Source organism: Pseudomonas sp. WS 5078, assembly GCF_012985745.1.
Taxonomy (GTDB): domain Bacteria; phylum Pseudomonadota; class Gammaproteobacteria; order Pseudomonadales; family Pseudomonadaceae; genus Aquipseudomonas; species Aquipseudomonas lundensis_A.
In genome coordinates this window covers 46,304-63,029 of record NZ_JAAQWX010000018.1, presented here as the reverse complement: position 1 = coordinate 63,029, position 16,726 = coordinate 46,304, and the positions used below count along the sequence as shown (strand labels likewise).

General features: G+C 58.9%; 10 protein-coding genes. All 10 read right to left on the bottom strand.

Annotated elements, in window-relative coordinates:
- Window position 1: 1 nt before the first annotated feature.
- The 10 genes from gspF to HBN68_RS19950 all read right to left on the bottom strand — a co-directional run bounded on the left by gspF (window position 2) and on the right by HBN68_RS19950 (window position 16,722).
- Window positions 2-1,213 (bottom strand): type II secretion system inner membrane protein GspF, encoded by a 1,212-nt coding sequence (gene gspF, locus HBN68_RS19995; RefSeq protein ID WP_169965871.1) that lies wholly within the window; start codon window positions 1,211-1,213, stop codon window positions 2-4.
- 2 nt (window positions 1,214-1,215) lie between these two features.
- Window positions 1,216-2,688 carry a type II secretion system ATPase GspE gene (gspE, locus tag HBN68_RS19990; RefSeq protein WP_169965869.1) on the bottom strand — a complete coding sequence of 491 codons (1,473 nt, stop codon included), beginning with the start codon at window positions 2,686-2,688 and terminating at the stop codon, window positions 1,216-1,218.
- Window positions 2,685-4,571 (bottom strand): type II secretion system secretin GspD, encoded by a 1,887-nt coding sequence (gene gspD, locus HBN68_RS19985; protein ID WP_169965867.1) that lies wholly within the window; start codon window positions 4,569-4,571, stop codon window positions 2,685-2,687. Before gspD ends, gspE begins: the two co-directional genes overlap by 4 nt.
- A 9-nt stretch (window positions 4,572-4,580) precedes the next feature.
- Entirely contained in the window at window positions 4,581-4,997 is a 417-nt protein-coding gene (locus HBN68_RS19980) for a type II secretion system protein N (protein ID WP_094993685.1), read from the bottom strand.
- Window positions 4,998-5,171: 174 nt separating this feature from the next.
- Window positions 5,172-5,684 (bottom strand): cytochrome b/b6 domain-containing protein, encoded by a 513-nt coding sequence (locus tag HBN68_RS19975; RefSeq protein ID WP_169965865.1) that lies wholly within the window; start codon window positions 5,682-5,684, stop codon window positions 5,172-5,174.
- A gap of 102 nt (window positions 5,685-5,786) precedes the next feature.
- Window positions 5,787-7,271 (bottom strand): N-acetylglucosamine-binding protein GbpA, encoded by a 1,485-nt coding sequence (gene gbpA, locus HBN68_RS19970; protein ID WP_169965863.1) that lies wholly within the window; start codon window positions 7,269-7,271, stop codon window positions 5,787-5,789.
- Window positions 7,272-7,660: 389 nt separating this feature from the next.
- Window positions 7,661-8,728 (bottom strand): uroporphyrinogen decarboxylase, encoded by a 1,068-nt coding sequence (gene hemE, locus HBN68_RS19965; protein WP_047279886.1) that lies wholly within the window; start codon window positions 8,726-8,728, stop codon window positions 7,661-7,663.
- Window positions 8,729-8,893: 165 nt separating this feature from the next.
- Window positions 8,894-10,312 (bottom strand): FAD-dependent oxidoreductase, encoded by a 1,419-nt coding sequence (locus HBN68_RS19960; protein WP_169965861.1) that lies wholly within the window; start codon window positions 10,310-10,312, stop codon window positions 8,894-8,896.
- A gap of 33 nt (window positions 10,313-10,345) precedes the next feature.
- The gene (gene gltB, locus HBN68_RS19955; RefSeq protein WP_169965858.1) at window positions 10,346-14,794 is read right to left on the bottom strand and encodes a glutamate synthase large subunit; all 4,449 of its coding nucleotides are present in this window, start codon (window positions 14,792-14,794) and stop codon (window positions 10,346-10,348) included.
- A gap of 332 nt (window positions 14,795-15,126) precedes the next feature.
- Window positions 15,127-16,722 carry an AAA family ATPase gene (locus HBN68_RS19950; RefSeq protein ID WP_169965856.1) on the bottom strand — a complete coding sequence of 532 codons (1,596 nt, stop codon included), beginning with the start codon at window positions 16,720-16,722 and terminating at the stop codon, window positions 15,127-15,129.
- Window positions 16,723-16,726 lie beyond the last annotated feature (4 nt).

Below are 16,726 nucleotides of genomic sequence, written 5' to 3'. Positions count from 1 at the left end.
GTCAGTTCACCAGTTGATTGAGGCTAAGAATGGGCAGCAAGATGGCCATGACGATCAATAAAACGACGCCGCCCATGAGCACCAGCATGATGGGCTCGAACAGGCTCACCACCAGGGCGACGCGGGCGGCGAGGGTTTTCTCCTGTTGTTCGGCGGCCCGGGCCAGCATGTTGTCCAGCTCACCGGCACGTTCACCGCTGGCGATCAGGTGCAGCATCATGGGCGGGATATCCCCGCTGCGTTCCAGACCCCGGGCCAGGGTCCCGCCTTCACGCACCGAACGGGCGACCTCGTGCAGGCGTTGGCGGATCGCCAGGTTGGCGATAACCGTGGCCGAGATTTCAAGCGCATCCACCAACGGCACGGCACTTTTGCCCAAGATCGACAAGGTACTGGCAAAGCGCGCCGCTTCCATTGCCCGCAGTACGCCGCCCACCACAGGCGCATTGAGCAGCAGCCTATGCCAGCGCACGGTCAGCCGGGGCTGGCGCAAGGCCCAGCGTGCGGCACCCGCCCCCACGATCACGAGGATCAGTAATAGCCAGCCGTAGCTGCGCAAGCCTGTGCTCAGGGCAATCATGGCCTGGGTGAGCACGGGCAGGGCCTGGCCGCTGTTGACGAAAATTTTCACGACATCCGGAACGACATACCCCAGCAAAAATCCGACGATGGCCAGGGACGCGAACAACAAGATCATCGGGTACACCAGCGCCAGCTGGATCTTCTGGCGCGCGGCATGACGTGCTTCGGTGTAGTCGGCCAATTGTTCAAGCACGTGCCCCAAATGACCGCTGCGTTCACCCGCCGCGACGGTGGTGCAGAACAGCTCGGGGAATGCACGGGGGAACCCCGACAGCGCGGTGGCCAGCGAATGGCCTTCCAGGACACGGCTGCGCACCGCTGCCAGCAAGCTGCCGACCTTGCGCTTGTCGGTTTGCGCAGCGACGGCCAGCAAGGCCTCTTCAAGGGGCAGGCCGGCATGAACCAGCGTCGACAATTGACGGGTCAACAGGGCCAGACCGGGCACGCCCAGCCGCGTCCCGGCCTGCCCGAAACGCCCCGCCGTCCGGCCGCCGCGGGCCTCGCTCACCTGCAGCGGACGCAAGCCACGTTCGCGCAAGCACTGCCGCGCATGCCGTGCACTGTCCGCGTGCTGCTGGCCCCGGCACGTGCGGCCATTGGCATCCTGCGCGTGATAGTCGAAAGCAGGCATGCTCAGTCTTCCTGGGTGACGCGTAGCAGTTCATCAAGGCTGGTGAGGCCTTCGAGTACCCGCCGTTGACCATCCTGAAACAAGCTCAGCGAGCCCCCGCGCGCTTCGCGCGTTAACTGCGCCTCGCTGGCGCCCTGATGAATCAGGCCCGCCAACGCCGGGGTCACCCGCACTAACTCGTAAATCCCGATACGCCCCCGATACCCTTGTTGGCAATGGTCACAGCCATGAGCCCGATACAGGGTCACGGCCGCCTGCGGATCAAGCCCCAGCCGTGTACACACAGCCGGGTCGGCGGTGTACGGCACCTTGCATGCGGGGCACAAAGTGCGCAGCAGACGCTGGGCCAACACCCCGACCAGCGATGAGGCCAGCAAAAACGCATCGACGCCCATGTCGACCAGTCGGGTAACGGCCCCGATGGCGCTGTTGGTGTGCAGGGTCGATAACACGAGGTGCCCGGTCAGTGAGGCCTGTACGGCAATGTCGGCGGTTTCCCGGTCACGGATTTCGCCGACCATGACCACATCCGGGTCCTGACGCAAAATCGCCCGCAAGCCGCGAGCAAAGGTCATGTCGACCTTGGTGTTGACCGGCGTCTGGCCAATGCCCGGCACGTGATACTCCACAGGGTCTTCAACGGTCAGGATGTTGCGCGAAGCGTGATTGAGATGGCTCAGGGCGGCATACAGGCTGGTGGTTTTGCCCGAGCCGGTCGGCCCCGTCACCAGGAAAATCCCGTGGGGACGGGCCAGCACCTGCTCAAAGCAGGCAAGCGTATCGGCGGGCATGCCCAGGCATTGGAGGTCCAGTCGGCCCGCCTGTTTGTCGAGCAATCGCATCACGACCCGTTCGCCGTGGGACGAAGGCAAGGTCGAGACGCGTACATCCACTTCATGACCGGCCAGGCGCAAACTGATACGGCCATCTTGCGGGACGCGCTTTTCAGCGATGTCCAGCCGGGCCATAACCTTGATGCGCGACACCAGTAAATTGGCCAGTTCACGCTTTGGCCTGAGCACTTCGCGCAGTTGACCATCAATGCGCATGCGCACCGACAGGTAATGTTCAAACGTTTCGAGGTGCACGTCGGAAGCTTTCTCACGCATGGCTTCGCGCAGCAACGCGTTGATCAGACGGATGATCGGGGCGTCCCCTTCCTGCTCCAGCAAGTCGGCAGTTTGCGGCACCTGTTCGGCCACGCTCATCAGGTCCAGCTCACTGTCCAGGCCAAGCGCGACTTGCTCGGCGGCGCTCTGACCTGCGCTGTAGGTACTGGCCAGCGCGGTATTGAACTCGGCGTCCGAAACCCGCTTGAGCACCAGCGCTGTGGCGACCTTGCGCCGCACTTCGGCCACTACGCTCAACGGGGTGTCACTGCGCATCAACAGTGTGGCCGGGGTGCTAGCCGCCTCCAGTACGACGCCAAAACGCCGCGCAAAACTGAACGGCAAACGTGGAGTGGATTCGCTCATGGCTGAGCAGGCGTCGACAGGTTGCCGTCAAACAGCTGTTGCGGATCGCGGGGCAGCAGCAACGTGTTGTTGGCTTTGGCTACAGGCTGGCTGAGTGAGCGCAACGCGTCGTAGCTCTTTTGGCTCAGGCCGTGAATGTCTTCCTTGCTGCGCACGATGGTCGGGCGCAGGAAGACCATCAAATTGGTTTTAGTCAGGGTGTCTTTGTTCCAGCGAAACAGCGCCCCAAGATACGGGATGCTGCGCAAGAGCGGTACGCCGCTGACTTGGGTGCGCACGCTGTCTTTAATCAGACCGCCGATCACGATGATTTCACCGTCCTCGGCCAGGATGGTGCTCTTGAGTTTCCGCTTGTTGGTGATCAGGTCGCTGGAACCTTCGAGCGAAGGGGCAAGCTCGGAACTCTCTTGCTCGACTTCCAGGCGCAATGAAGAACCGTCATTGATGTGCGGCTTGATCTTGAGGCTGATGCCGATGTCTTGACGGGTGAAGTTGGTGACCGGGGTTTGCGAACCCTCGCTGGGCGGAACGTAGCTGCTGGTCTTGAAGGGTACGTTTTGCCCGACCAGAATTTCGGCTTCCTGATTGTCCAGGGTAAGCAGGCTCGGGGTGGACAACACATTGTTGTTGGCATCGCTGGCCAGTGCAGAAATCAAGGCATTAAACCGATCGCTGCCGATCTGCAAGACCGCCCCTTCAGGCAACTGCGCGTTGCTATCGGAGAGTTGGCCGATTTGAATATTGGTCCCCGGGAAGGTGATCGCGCCTTGACCAGCGCCGGTGTTCACGCCCCATTGCACGCCAAGGGTTTTGGTAATGTCGCCAGAGATTTCAACAATGGCGGCATGGATCAAGACCTGTGAGCGAGGCTGATCGAGCTGTTTGACGATGGCCTCCAGCGAACGCACCTGTGCCGGGTCGGCCATGATGACCAGTGCGTTCTGGCTGATATCAGCCGCCACCATTGCTTCGCGTTGAGTCACAGCGGGTGTCGCGCCCCCCAGCGGAGCATTTTGATGTACGCCCTGCCCGACAGCCGCCAACACCTCGGCCAGCTGTTTCGCATCGCTGTGACGCAGACGAATCACGCGTGCATTTTCTTGCTTGATTGTGGCGGGCTTATCCAGCGAGTGGGCCAGGGTATTCAAGCGCATGCGCACCGGCTCCGTGCCGATAATCACCAGACGATTGGAACTGCTGTCAGCAATCACTTGACCGCCACCGGTGTTCTTTTTGTCGAGGGTTTTCTCGATCACGCCCGCAATGTCGCTGGCCAGGCCATGGCGCAGCTCAATAACCGAATGCCCGAACTGCCCGCCGGCGTCCAGTTGTCTGGCCAACTGGGCAATACGCTCGATATTGCTCGCCGTGTCAGTGACGATCAGCGCATTGGCTGATGTCGAAGGCCCGACATAGCCATTGTTAGACACAAGTGGCCGCAGCAACCCGGACAAATCGGCGGCGACGCTGGTGTTCAATTCAATGACTTGGGTGACAAATTCCTCATTCAGCGCTTGCCGGGTGTCGGCAGTGCTGGCCCGGGTTTTGGCGTCAGCTGCCGGAATTATCAATAAACGCTCACCCTGATCGACCACGGCAAAGCCTTGGGCCTCCAGCACCGCGTAGAACAAGTTGCGCACGCCTTCACGATTGAGTGGCTGATCAGAGATCACAGTAATGCGCCCCTGGACACGCGGGTCGAGCACAACCGTAGCGCCCAGCACACTGGACATTTGCTGTACCACATCGCGTAACTCGGCGTCTTTCATCGCCAGTTGCCACGATTGCTCTTGAGCGAGCGTCGAGCTTGCGAAAAAAAGCGCGGTGCAAAGCGTGCTACGCAGTAAGAAGCGGCCGATGCCGAACCTGTCTGGCCTGTTCATGGTGAGTCTCTAAGGTTGTTCGGCAACGGGCCGCAAATAAGTGGAAGCGGGCTGCGCCTTGGGGGCATCAGCACGTGTGACCGGCAGCAGGTACTGCCCGGCGGATTCGAGAACCAGGCTTTCTTCCCGGCCATTGCGCCAAAGCACCACGCGGGACACTTCAATACGGCGTAAAACACTGCCGCCCGGCAAGCGTTCGCCCACCCCGTAGAAACGAGCCTCGTTGGCACCCGCCAATAGCGCACGGGACTGTCCCTCGCTGGAAACCAGGCTCGCGCGCAGCGTCAGGGCCTCGGCGCTACGCACAGCTGCGCCTTGTGGTGCAAAGCCCAGTACCGTCGCGATGGCATCCGGGCTGAACGCAACCGGTGTCAAAGGGGCGGCGGCTTCAAGAGGTTTCAAAACGATCAGGTCGGGTAATGACATGCGATACGACCACTCTTGCCAGAGATGCCAGCCTCCCGCACTCAAAGGCAACGCCACCAGACAAGCCCTCAGGACCAGCCGAAAGGAACGGGTAAAAACGAATGCTGAACTACCCAACGTTGACCGTCCGCATGCTGTATGAGCTGTCATTGATGTGTCGACACGTGGAAAGGCTTAGGAAAACATGCCCTTGAGAATCAATTTGCCAGCAAGTTGATGCTTGATGACCGCCACGACATGCACGACCAGCAGCAGCGCCAATACGCAACAGCCCCAGGTATGAGAAAAGGAAAACCATCCACGTAGTTGCAGGTCTGTTATTACGGCAGGCAGGTAAAACAGGCCGAATATATCGATCTCGCGATTCCTCATCAGAAATCCCGAGACGATGACGACGCAGGCCGTTAAATACATCAGGTTGTGAACAAGAAACGCCGCATAACGCATAGCATCTCCTGATCTGAAAACATCGGCGTACCCTTGACCGAACGATAAATACATTCGAAAAAAGAACACAGGAGCAAACAGGGTGGCCAACGCGACATTAAAAGTACTGATGGCACCTTTAACGTCTACGGAACGGGATATCAACGCCGCGTAATACCCCGACGACATCAACCACGCACTAATAATCATCGAAATAGCATGTAACCATTTCTGTAAATATGAATACGTCGAATGATTCACAGCGTCAGCCTCGAAAATTTAAAAAAATTCTCGCTCTCTTTCATCTTAATCGCGAACAAGAAGACCAGGCCGTCTTGTAAAACGGCCCGGTCTTCAACCGCTTTACTTCAGTTCCGTCCAGGCATCAGCCCAATTCGATCCGACACCCGGCTCAAAGCCATTGGCCGTCTTCGAATACTGAGAGCAGTACCCGGAGAAAGGGAAAGGCTTGCACTCGTAGACCTTATTGGTTCGTGGATGCAACACTTTAATCCCTGCCTTGTAGTCCTTCATACCTTCAGGGAATACAGCATCGAAGTCGTGCTCGGCGCCATCGCCCGTCAGGTTAAGGGACTTGGCTTCCTGGAAGTTTTCACGACCGTCCTGGCTGCTGGCAATCAACTTCAAGGTATGCACGCCCGGTGCGCTAATCACAGGGACAATGACTTGTTCGGTGGATGCATTCAGGGTCTGTTTGACGGTGCCGACGGACTTGTTGTTGGCATCGTAAACGGTGGCATCAACGTTGATATCCTTGTTGGTCATCAATGTGAAGCCTACATTGCCTTTGCCTTTTTCCAGCGCATACTCCGGTTTAACGTCATGCACATGCATGTACGCAGCAGGGTCCGGAACCATGGTGGTCAGCATTTGATAGCTGGTCACGCCCGTTTCCGGTTTAACGTAGAAGATGTTGGTGCCCTTGATCGGTTCAATGTTGCCTTCAGCATTACGAATGCCTGCACGCACCGATTTGTCAGCCGCATTGATTGCCTGAGCCAATTTGAGCGACCAGTTTTGCGGCTTGCCTTCTTCAACCGAATCGATGCCTACCGAGAAACTGTACTCAGCGCTTTCGGAGCTCCCGGTAAACGCACGAGCCTTGACCGAATCACCTGGCAACAGTGCCTGGGTTGGGGCCAGCTCACTGACACGCTTCCAGCCATCAGGGTCGGGCTCGTGCTCGGCTTCGGCCGTGACATTCACGTCAACAACGTCGTAGAACGATGCGCCGGTGTCATCAACTGTCCAGGCACCCAAGATGATGTGATGGCCGCTACGATCGCCCGGAATGGTGCACGCGTGCTTCTGCTTGATCTGGCCATTGCCACCCGCCGCACCTTCGATCGGCACAGCGCCGCCGCCCTCTACGCTGCAGAACGGCGTCAGCTCGAAGGCATCACGGGTCAGCGGCAGGTTGGGGTTCCAGCCGGTTTTGGTAATGAAGTATTCCCACTTGGTGGTTTTGTGGGCCGCTGTGAAAAACCAGCTGAACTCGGTATTGCGGTTGCTGATTTCGGTCAAATGCCAGCGATCCGGGGACTGGGCATCCATCGCTGCAAACATGGCGTTTTCGCCACTGGCAATCTTGCCATCAGCCGGGCCCAATGCCGGAAAGCCTTTAGGCGCTTCGCCAACGGTTTGAGGCTCATATTCGGCGGGGCCGCAGTTTGCATTCAGCTTTTGCTTGCAGGCGTAAGCGCGGGAAGGCGGGCTGTCCATATAGCCATGCGCCGCTACTTGCTGCGATGCAAACATCGCCGCCATCAGCGTTAACGAAGAAACGCAGCCGGTCAACGTCAAAGACCTGGAGCGTGAAGACGTCATATTAAATCCCCTCTTAATTTTTATTAAGACAAAAAATGGCGCGCATATATTCAATGCACGACCACAAATAACTCAACACGATGAACATTTAACGCTCAAAACCAAAACTACATAACACAAAGAAAATTCCTTCAATATTTTCCTTAATTGCAGTTTAAGTTCAGTCAACACCTACCCGAGAGGTGGGAGATTTTACCGTCTTACAACGATTAATCTGTAAGCGGTCACGCTATTTCAAGCAGGAAAAGTCTTAGGCTTTGGAGTGTTTAATCCATGACTTTAATGCAATCAGCGCTATTTATATGTACGCCCACATCGGCACTGCATTACAAAGTCACCACTAACAAAAATGCCCGGCATTAGCCGGGCATTGGAAGTTAGCGAAATACTTAAACGTGGTATTGCGCCGAGAACTCGTGCACTGCGCTGATAAAGGCGCCAGCGTGTTCGGGTTTCACTTCAGGCGTGATGCCATGACCGAGGTTGAACACGTGCCCAGAACCCTTGCCGTAGCTGGCCAGAATACGTTTGACTTCAGTGCGGATGGCTTCCGGGTTGGCGTACAGCACGGTCGGGTCCATGTTGCCCTGCAAGGCAACTTTGTTGCCAACGCGACGGCGGGCTTCGCCCAGGTCGCAGGTCCAGTCCAGACCCAATGCGTCCGCACCTGCGTCGGCAATGCTTTCGAGCCACAGGCCGCCGTTTTTGGTGAACAGGATGACCGGCACTTTACGGCCTTCATGTTCACGGATCAGGCCGCTGACGATTTTGCGCATGTAGGCCAGGGAGAACTCCTGATAGGCCGCCGAGGACAGGTTGCCGCCCCACGTGTCGAAGATCTGCACCGCTTGTGCGCCCGCCAGAATCTGGCCGTTAAGGTACGACGTCACCGACTGCGCCAGCTTGTCGAGCAGCAAATGCATCGCTTGAGGGGTGTCGTAGAGCATGGCTTTGGTTTTGCGGAAGTCTTTGGACGAGCCGCCTTCGACCATGTAGGTGGCCAGCGTCCACGGGCTGCCGGAGAAACCGATCAGTGGCACGCGGCCGTTGAGTTCCTTGCGGATGGTGCTGACCGCGTTCATTACGTAACCGAGGTCTTTTTGCGGGTCCGGAATCGGCAAAGCTTCGATGTCGGCCAGGGTGCTGACCACCTTTTTGAAGCGTGGGCCTTCGCCAGTTTCAAAATACAACCCCTGCCCCATGGCATCCGGAATGGTCAGAATGTCGGAGAACAGGATCGCCGCATCAAGCTGCGGGAAGCGGTCCAGAGGCTGCATGGTGACTTCGCACGCGAACTCGGCGTTCTTGCACAGGCTCATGAAATCACCGGCCTTGGCGCGGCTGGCACGGTATTCCGGCAAGTAGCGACCGGCCTGACGCATCATCCACACAGGCGTTACGTCAACGGGTTGCTTGAGCAAAGCGCGAAGGAAACGGTCATTCTTGAGATCAGTCATGTCAGCATCCGGAAAAAAAGTGCGGGCATTTTCTCAGAGACGGACACAAAAGGCACGGCAAGAGCCGTGCCTTTTATCTATCGAGGCGATTTGACGCGCAAGGGCGAGCACTTTTCCCTCAACCCGCGCCCTCTCCCGCAGAGAAAGGGGCAGGTGAATGCCGGGTCAGACGCCCAGGTAATCCAGAATCCCTTCGGCCGCTGTACGGCCCTCAAAGATTGCGGTCACTACGAGGTCTGATCCACGCACCATGTCACCACCGGCGAAGATCTTCGGGTGGCTGGTCTGGTGTTTGAACGACGACTGCTCGGGCGCAATGACGCGGCCCTGGCTGTCGGTCTGGATGTCGAATTGTTCAAACCACTGTGCCGGGCTCGGGCGAAATCCGAAGGCGATGATCACGGCATCCGCCGGGATGATCTCTTCAGAACCCGGAATCGGCTCAGGGCTGCGGCGCCCACGGGCATCAGGCTCACCCAGACGCGTTTCGACCACTTTCACGCCTTCCACCCGACCTTCGCCCACAATGGCAATTGGCTGACGGTTGTAAAGGAACTTCACGCCTTCTTCCTTGGCGTTTTTCACCTCTTTACGCGAACCCGGCATGTTGGCTTCGTCACGACGGTACGCACAGGTCACGGACTTGGCGCCTTGGCGGATGGAGGTGCGGTTGCAGTCCATGGCCGTGTCACCGCCCCCGAGAACCACGATCCTTTTGCCTTTCATGTCGACGAAATCGTCCGGCGACTTTTCAAAGCCCAGGTTGCGGTTGACGTTGGCAATCAGGAAGTCCAGCGCATCGTGCACGCCTGGCAGGTCTTCACCGGCAAAGCCACCTTTCATGTAGGTGTAGGTGCCCATGCCCATGAAGACCGCGTCGTACTCGTCCAGCAGCTGTTGCATGCTGATGTCTTTGCCGATTTCGGTGTTGAGGCGGAACTCGATCCCCATGCCGGTAAAGACTTCGCGGCGGTGGCTGAGCACGGTTTTTTCGAGTTTGAACTCGGGAATACCGAAGGTCAGCAGACCGCCGATTTCCGGGTTCTTGTCAAAAACCACCGGGGTTACGCCGCCACGTACCAATACGTCAGCGCAGCCCAGGCCCGCAGGCCCGGCACCAATAATGGCGACGCGCTTGCCGGTGGGCACGACCTTGGACATGTCCGGGCGCCAGCCCATGGCGAAAGCGGTGTCGGTGATGTACTTCTCGACCGAACCGATGGTCACTGCGCCAAAACCGTCGTTTAGGGTGCAGGCCCCCTCGCACAGACGGTCTTGCGGGCACACCCGGCCGCACACTTCAGGGAGGGTGTTGGTCTGGTGCGACAGCTCGGCGGCGGCGAGGATGTTGCCCTCGGCCACCAGTTTGAGCCAGTTGGGAATGAAGTTATGCACAGGGCATTTCCATTCACAGTACGGGTTACCGCAACCCAGGCAACGGTGAGCCTGCTCGGCTGACTGCTGGGGTTTGAACGGTTCGTAGATTTCCACGAACTCTTTTTTGCGTTGACGTAACAGTTTCTTCTTCGGATCTTTGCGCCCGACATCGATGAACTGGAAGTCGTTACTCAGACGTTCAGCCATGGTTAAAACCTCATCACACTCTTCAGGCGCATATCACTGCGGGTTGGCACGGATGCTGGAAAGCAACGATTTCAAGCTGGCAGCCTTGGGCTTGACCATCCAGAAACGACGCAGGTAATCATCAAGGTTTTCCGAGAGGTTGCGGCCCCACTCGCTGTCGGTTTCCTCGACGTATTCGTCCAGCACGTGTTGCAGGTGGTTGCGGTAGGCTTCCATCGCTTCGCCGCTGATGCGCTGGATTTCAACCAGCTCGTGGTTCACCCGGTCAACGAACGTGTTGTCCTGATCCAGCACGTAGGCGAAACCGCCGGTCATGCCCGAACCGAAGTTGTAACCGGTTTTGCCCAGTACGCAGACAAAGCCGCCCGTCATGTATTCGCAGCAATGGTCGCCCGTGCCTTCCACAACGGTGTGGGCGCCCGAGTTGCGCACAGCGAAACGCTCGCCCGCCGTACCAGCGGCAAACAACTTGCCGCCCGTGGCGCCGTACAGGCAGGTGTTGCCGATGATCGCACTGTCCTGGGTTTTGTAGACGCTGCCAGTCGGCGGCACGATCACCAGCTTGCCGCCCGTCATGCCTTTGCCTACGTAGTCGTTGGCGTCGCCTTGCAGGTAGAGGTTCAAACCACCGGCGTTCCACACACCAAAGCTCTGACCTGCCGTCCCTTTGAAGCGGAACGTGATCGGTGCCTTGGCCATGCCCTGATTGCCATGGGTGCGAGCGATTTCACCGGAGATCCGCGCGCCAATCGAACGGTCGCAGTTGCAGATATCGAGTTCAAACTCGGCACCGCTCAGGTCGTTGATCGCCGGGCGTGCCATGTCGAGCATTTTCTCGGCCAGCAGGCCTTTGTCGAACGGCGGGTTGCGGTCCACTTCGCAGAACTGCGGCTTGTCGGCAGGCACGTGGTCGCTGCCCAGCAACGGGGTCAGGTCGAGGTGATGCTGCTTGGCGGTTTCGCCCGGCAGGATGTCCAGCAGGTCGGTACGACCGATCAACTGTTCAAGGCTGCGTACGCCGAGCTTAGCCAGCCACTCGCGGGTTTCTTCGGCCACGTAGGTGAAGAAATTGACCACCATGTCGACAGTGCCGATGTAGTGGTTTTTACGCAGGGATTCGTTCTGCGTCGCCACACCCGTGGCGCAGTTGTTCAAGTGGCAGATTCGCAGGTATTTGCAGCCCAGGGCGATCATTGGCGCGGTGCCGAAGCCGAAGCTTTCAGCACCCAGGATTGCCGCTTTGATCACATCGAGGCCGGTTTTCAGGCCGCCGTCGGTTTGTACCCGCACTTTGCCGCGCAGGTCGTTGCCGCGCAGGGTCTGGTGGGTTTCAGCCAGCCCCAGTTCCCACGGTGCGCCCGCGTATTTGATGGAGGTCAGCGGCGAAGCACCGGTGCCGCCGTCATAACCGGAAATGGTGATCAGGTCGGCATAGGCCTTGGCCACACCGGCTGCAATCGTGCCGACCCCGGCTTCCGCCACCAACTTGACCGAGACCAGCGCTTTGGGATTGACCTGCTTGAGGTCAAAGATCAGCTGCGACAAGTCTTCGATCGAATAGATGTCGTGGTGCGGCGGAGGCGAAATCAGGGTCACGCCCGGTACGGCATAACGCAGCTTGGCGATCAGGCCGTTGACCTTGCCGCCCGGCAGTTGCCCGCCCTCACCCGGTTTGGCGCCCTGGGCTACCTTGATTTGCAGCACTTCGGCGTTGACCAGATATTCCGGCGTGACACCGAAACGGCCAGTGGCCACTTGCTTGATTTTCGAGCTCTTGATCGTGCCGTACCGCGCCGGGTCCTCACCGCCTTCACCGGAGTTGGAACGTGCGCCCAACCGGTTCATGGCTTCAGCCAACGCTTCGTGCGCCTCGGGCGACAATGCGCCCAGCGAGATACCGGCAGAGTCGAAACGCTTGAGGATGGATTCCAGCGGTTCAATCTCTTCGATGGCCAGCGGCGTATCGAGTGTTTTGACCTGCAACAGGTCGCGGATCATCGACACCGGGCGCTTGTCGACCAGTGACGTGTATTCCTTGAACTTGTTGTAGTCGCCCTGCTGCACAGCGGCTTGCAGGGTAGCAACCACGTCCGGGTTGTAGGCGTGGTATTCGCCGCCATGCACGTATTTGAGCAGCCCGCCTTGCTGGATCGGCTTACGCGCGCTCCAGGCTTCGGCGGCCAGCAGTTTTTGCTCGGCTTCAAGGTCGACAAAACGTGCACCCTTAAGGCGGCTCGGCACGCCACGGAAGCTCAGCTCGCAGATTTCTTCAGACAAGCCGATGGCTTCGAACAACTGCGCGCCGCGGTACGACGCGATGGTCGAAATACCCATCTTCGAAAGGATTTTGAGCAGGCCTTTGGTGATGCCTTTGCGGTAGTTCTTGAACACCTCGTAAAGGTCGCCCAACACTTCGCCTGTGCGGATCAGATCGCCCAGTACTTCGTAGGCCAAAAACGGATACACCGCCGACGCACCAAAGCCGATCAGCACCGCAAAGTGATGCGGGTCACGGGCGGTCGCGGTTTCGACCAGGATGTTGCTGTCACACCGCAGGCCTTTTTCTGTCAAGCGGTGGTGAACCGCGCCGACCGCCAGCGAAGCGTGAACCGGCAACTTGCCTGGCGCGATATGACGGTCACTGAGGACAATTTGCGTACGGCCCGCGCGGGCAGCCTCTTCGGCCTGATCCGCGATGTTGCGCACAGCCGCTTCGAGCCCGAGGCTCTCGTCGTAATTGAGGTCGATGATCTGACGCTCAAAGCCCGGCAGGTCGAGGTTCATCAACGAGCGCCATTTGGCAGGCGAGATGACCGGCGAGCTGAGGATCACGCGCGAGGCGTGTTCAGGGGATTCCTGGAAAATGTTGCGCTCTGCACCCAGGCAGATTTCCAGCGACATGACGATGGCTTCGCGCAGCGGGTCAATGGGCGGGTTGGTGACCTGCGCAAATTGCTGGCGGAAGTAGTCGTACGGCGTACGCACGCGCTGGGACAGCACGGCCATTGGCGTGTCATCGCCCATGGAGCCGACCGCTTCGTAGCCCTGCTCGCCCAGTGGGCGCAGCACCTGATCGCGTTCTTCGAACGTGACCTGATACATCTTCATGTATTGCTTGAGCTGATCGACGTCGTAGAACGCCGAACCGTGGTCGTGGTCATCGATGGTGGCCTGGATGCGCAGGGCATTCTTGCGCAGCCATTGCTTATACGGATGACGCGACTTCAGGCGGTTGTCGATGGCGTCGGTGTCCAGCACCTGACCGGTTTCGGTGTCGACAGCCAGAATCTGGCCCGGCCCTACGCGGCCTTTGGCGATCACGTCTTCAGGCTGGTAGTTCCACACGCCGATTTCCGAGGCGATGGTGATGTAGCCGTTGGTGGTCGTGACCCAGCGCGCCGGGCGCAGGCCGTTGCGGTCGAGCAGGCAGACGGCGTAGCGGCCGTCGGTCATCACCACACCTGCCGGGCCGTCCCACGGCTCCATGTGCATGGAGTTGTACTCATAGAACGCCCGCAGGTCGGGGTCCATGGTTTCTACGTTTTGCCAGGCAGGCGGAATCAGCATGCGCACGCCACGGAACAGGTCGATGCCGCCGGTGACCATCAATTCCAGCATGTTGTCCATGCTTGAGGAGTCAGAGCCCACGCGGTTAACCAGCGGGCCGAGTTCGTCCAGATCACCGATCAGGTCGTTGGCAAACTTGGTGCGACGGGCCAATGCCCAGTTGCGGTTGCCCGTGATGGTGTTGATCTCGCCGTTATGGGCGAGAAAGCGGAACGGCTGGGCCAGCGGCCATTTCGGCAAGGTGTTGGTGGAGAAGCGCTGGTGAAACACACAGATGGCGGTTTGCAGGCGCTCGTCACTGAGGTCCGGATAAAAGGCGGTGAGGTCCGCCGGCATCATCAGGCCTTTATAAATGATGGTCTTGTGGGAAAAACTGCAGATGTAATGGTCGGTGTCGGCAGCATTGGTTACTGACGAACGACGACGTGCGCTGAACAACTTGATCGCCATGTCCTGATCGCTCAGGCCTTCACCGGCGATGAACACCTGTTCAATCTGCGGCAAACGCTCCAGCGCCAGACGACCCAGCACGCTGGTGTCGATGGGCACCTTGCGCCAGCCCACCAATTGCAGGCCGGCCGCAAGGATTTCGCGGTTCATGTTGTTGCGGGCCGCTTCGGCCTTGATCGGGTCCTGGTTGAAAAACACCATGCCGACCGCGTATTGCTTGGGCAAATCGCTGCCGAACTGTTGCTTGGCGACTGCACGCAAGAACAGATCAGGTTTTTGAATCAGCAGGCCACAACCGTCGCCGGTCTTGCCGTCTGCGTTGATCCCACCGCGGTGGGTCATGCAGGTCAGTGCCTCAATGGCTGTTTGTAGAAGGGTATGACTGGGTTCGCCCTGCATGTGGGCAATCAGGCCGAAACCACAGTTATCCTTGAATTCGTCGGGGTGGTACAGACCTGCTTTCATAGACACTTTCTCACCAGGCTGCCCCAAAAAGGGGCAAATTTCTTTTTAATTCAACCACTTGCTTCCCGCGCTGAACGTACGCCAGCTTGGCAGGGGCAAAAGGGTGGTCATTCTACACACCGCCAGAAACGCCCACAAATTAAGCGGCGATTAACCGTAAATTCGTGTCGCATTTGTGAAAGGTTTAAAGAGATTACTTGTGCTAGTCAAAACATTTTTGATGTTGACCGCCACAAGGCGCAGACACCACAAGGCACACGGCCAAAAAGCCGCATGCTCAAGCAGGAATGTTAGGTGTGAAGCACGGCGACCTGGGTAAGGTCGCCGGAGCATCAGCGAGCTGCTGCCAGTTCTTGTTGGACGCTGGCGACAGTGCGAGGCCAAGGTTTACCAGCCTGAATCTTCGCTGGCAAGTTCTTGATGGCGGCAGTGGCCGCGGCGTGGCTTGGGAAATTGCCGTAGGTCACGACATACAACGGTTTGCCGTTAAGCATTTTTTTGAAGTAGCGCGATTCACCGCCCACTTCTTTGACGACATTTTGCGCAGAGGCTTCAGAGCTGGTGCCGACGATCTGCACCACATAGTTGCCCGCTGGCTGGCTGGAGTACCAGCTGCTGCCCGGCGCGGCCTTGGCCAGGGTGACGGGTTTATCTGCCGGTTTGGCTGCTGGTTTGGCCACAGGCGCAGGGGTTGGCTTGGCAGCCGGGGTCGGGGCGGGGGTCGGCTTGGCCGCAGCCACTGGCGCTTGCTGTACCGGACGTGGTGCCGGAGCAGGTGCCGGCACGGGCTCAGCGCCCGCAGGAACGCCGACAGGTGGTGCCGTGGTGGTCACGGTAGGTGGCACATCAGCGCCCCCTTCAACCGCAGGCACGCCACCGTCATCGCCTTCAGAAATACCACCGGCCGCCTCGGCCAGCGGACCGCGCATCACCGGCTGCGACTGACCGACCAGCGGCAGCGGCATGGGCTGCGAAGAACCGGCGAAATCTACCGACGGGTTAGCGCCAGCATTCGGCGCGGCTTGCCCCAGCGGCAACTGGGCCTGTTCAGCATTTGGGGTGGTCGGCGTTTTGCCGCGACCCGGAATCAGGATGGCAGCGGCGACGGCCACTACCACTACGGCACCAATGGCCAATACGTGTTTTTTCGGCATGTTGAACCCCATACTTGGACGCTTGACCGCAGTGCGGCTGGCAATCATGGCTTCGATCATTGCATCGCGGGCAACCTGGTTGATGTTCCCAGGCCAGCCGTCGGAGCTCTCGTGAATATCTGAGATCTGTTGCGCGCTCAAGAGTTCGATTCCGGCCCCGGCGCCTTCAAGACGCTGCGCCAGGTATTCGCGGGTCTCTTCTTCGCTATACGGCTGCAATTCGATGACGTGGAAGCGCTCTTCGTCCGCGCTGAGCTGCTCAAGACCGGCGATCATCGAAGGCTCGCCAAACAGGAACACATGCGGTCGGCCTTCAGGCGTCCCGGCCGCCAGCGCCAGCAGGGCTTCGAGCGCCGAGTCGTCAAGCTGCTCGGCATCATCGATCAGCAAGTAAACTTCCTGGCCGGTCAGGGCCAGTTGCACCACTTGCGCCAGAATTGAGCCGATGTCGGGGTTGGCGACATTCAGGGTTTGCGCAATCTGGCGCATCACACCGGCCGCATCACCGGCGCCACGCGCTGAAACCACGACACTTTGCACTGACTGTTTGTTGGTGCTGGCGACCAGCGCCTGACGCAACAACGTCTTGCCGCTGCCTTCAGGCCCGGTGACTACCAGCAGCAGCTGGCTGTAACGGGCGAGGTGGTGCAACTGCCCCAGCACCGGCTTGCGCTGGGCCGGGAAGAACTTGAACCCTGGCACCCGTGGAGCAAAGGGGTCGTGGTTGAGTTGAAAGTGACCGAGAAACGCCTCGTCGGCATGCAAACTAGTCATCGGG

What these genes read in the sequence shown, in the direction of transcription:
- gspF (WP_169965871.1), bottom strand. Translation starts at nt 1,213, where the DNA reads ATGCCTGCTTTCGACTATCACGCGCAGGATGCCAATGGCCGCACGTGC.
- gspE (WP_169965869.1), bottom strand. Translation starts at nt 2,688, where the DNA reads ATGAGCGAATCCACTCCACGTTTGCCGTTCAGTTTTGCGCGGCGTTTT.
- gspD (WP_169965867.1), bottom strand. Translation starts at nt 4,571, where the DNA reads ATGAACAGGCCAGACAGGTTCGGCATCGGCCGCTTCTTACTGCGTAGC.
- HBN68_RS19980 (WP_094993685.1), bottom strand. Translation starts at nt 4,997, where the DNA reads ATGTCATTACCCGACCTGATCGTTTTGAAACCTCTTGAAGCCGCCGCC.
- gbpA (WP_169965863.1), bottom strand. Translation starts at nt 7,271, where the DNA reads ATGACGTCTTCACGCTCCAGGTCTTTGACGTTGACCGGCTGCGTTTCT.
- hemE (WP_047279886.1), bottom strand. Translation starts at nt 8,728, where the DNA reads ATGACTGATCTCAAGAATGACCGTTTCCTTCGCGCTTTGCTCAAGCAA.
- HBN68_RS19960 (WP_169965861.1), bottom strand. Translation starts at nt 10,312, where the DNA reads ATGGCTGAACGTCTGAGTAACGACTTCCAGTTCATCGATGTCGGGCGC.
- gltB (WP_169965858.1), bottom strand. Translation starts at nt 14,794, where the DNA reads ATGAAAGCAGGTCTGTACCACCCCGACGAATTCAAGGATAACTGTGGT.
- HBN68_RS19950 (WP_169965856.1), bottom strand. Translation starts at nt 16,722, where the DNA reads ATGACTAGTTTGCATGCCGACGAGGCGTTTCTCGGTCACTTTCAACTC.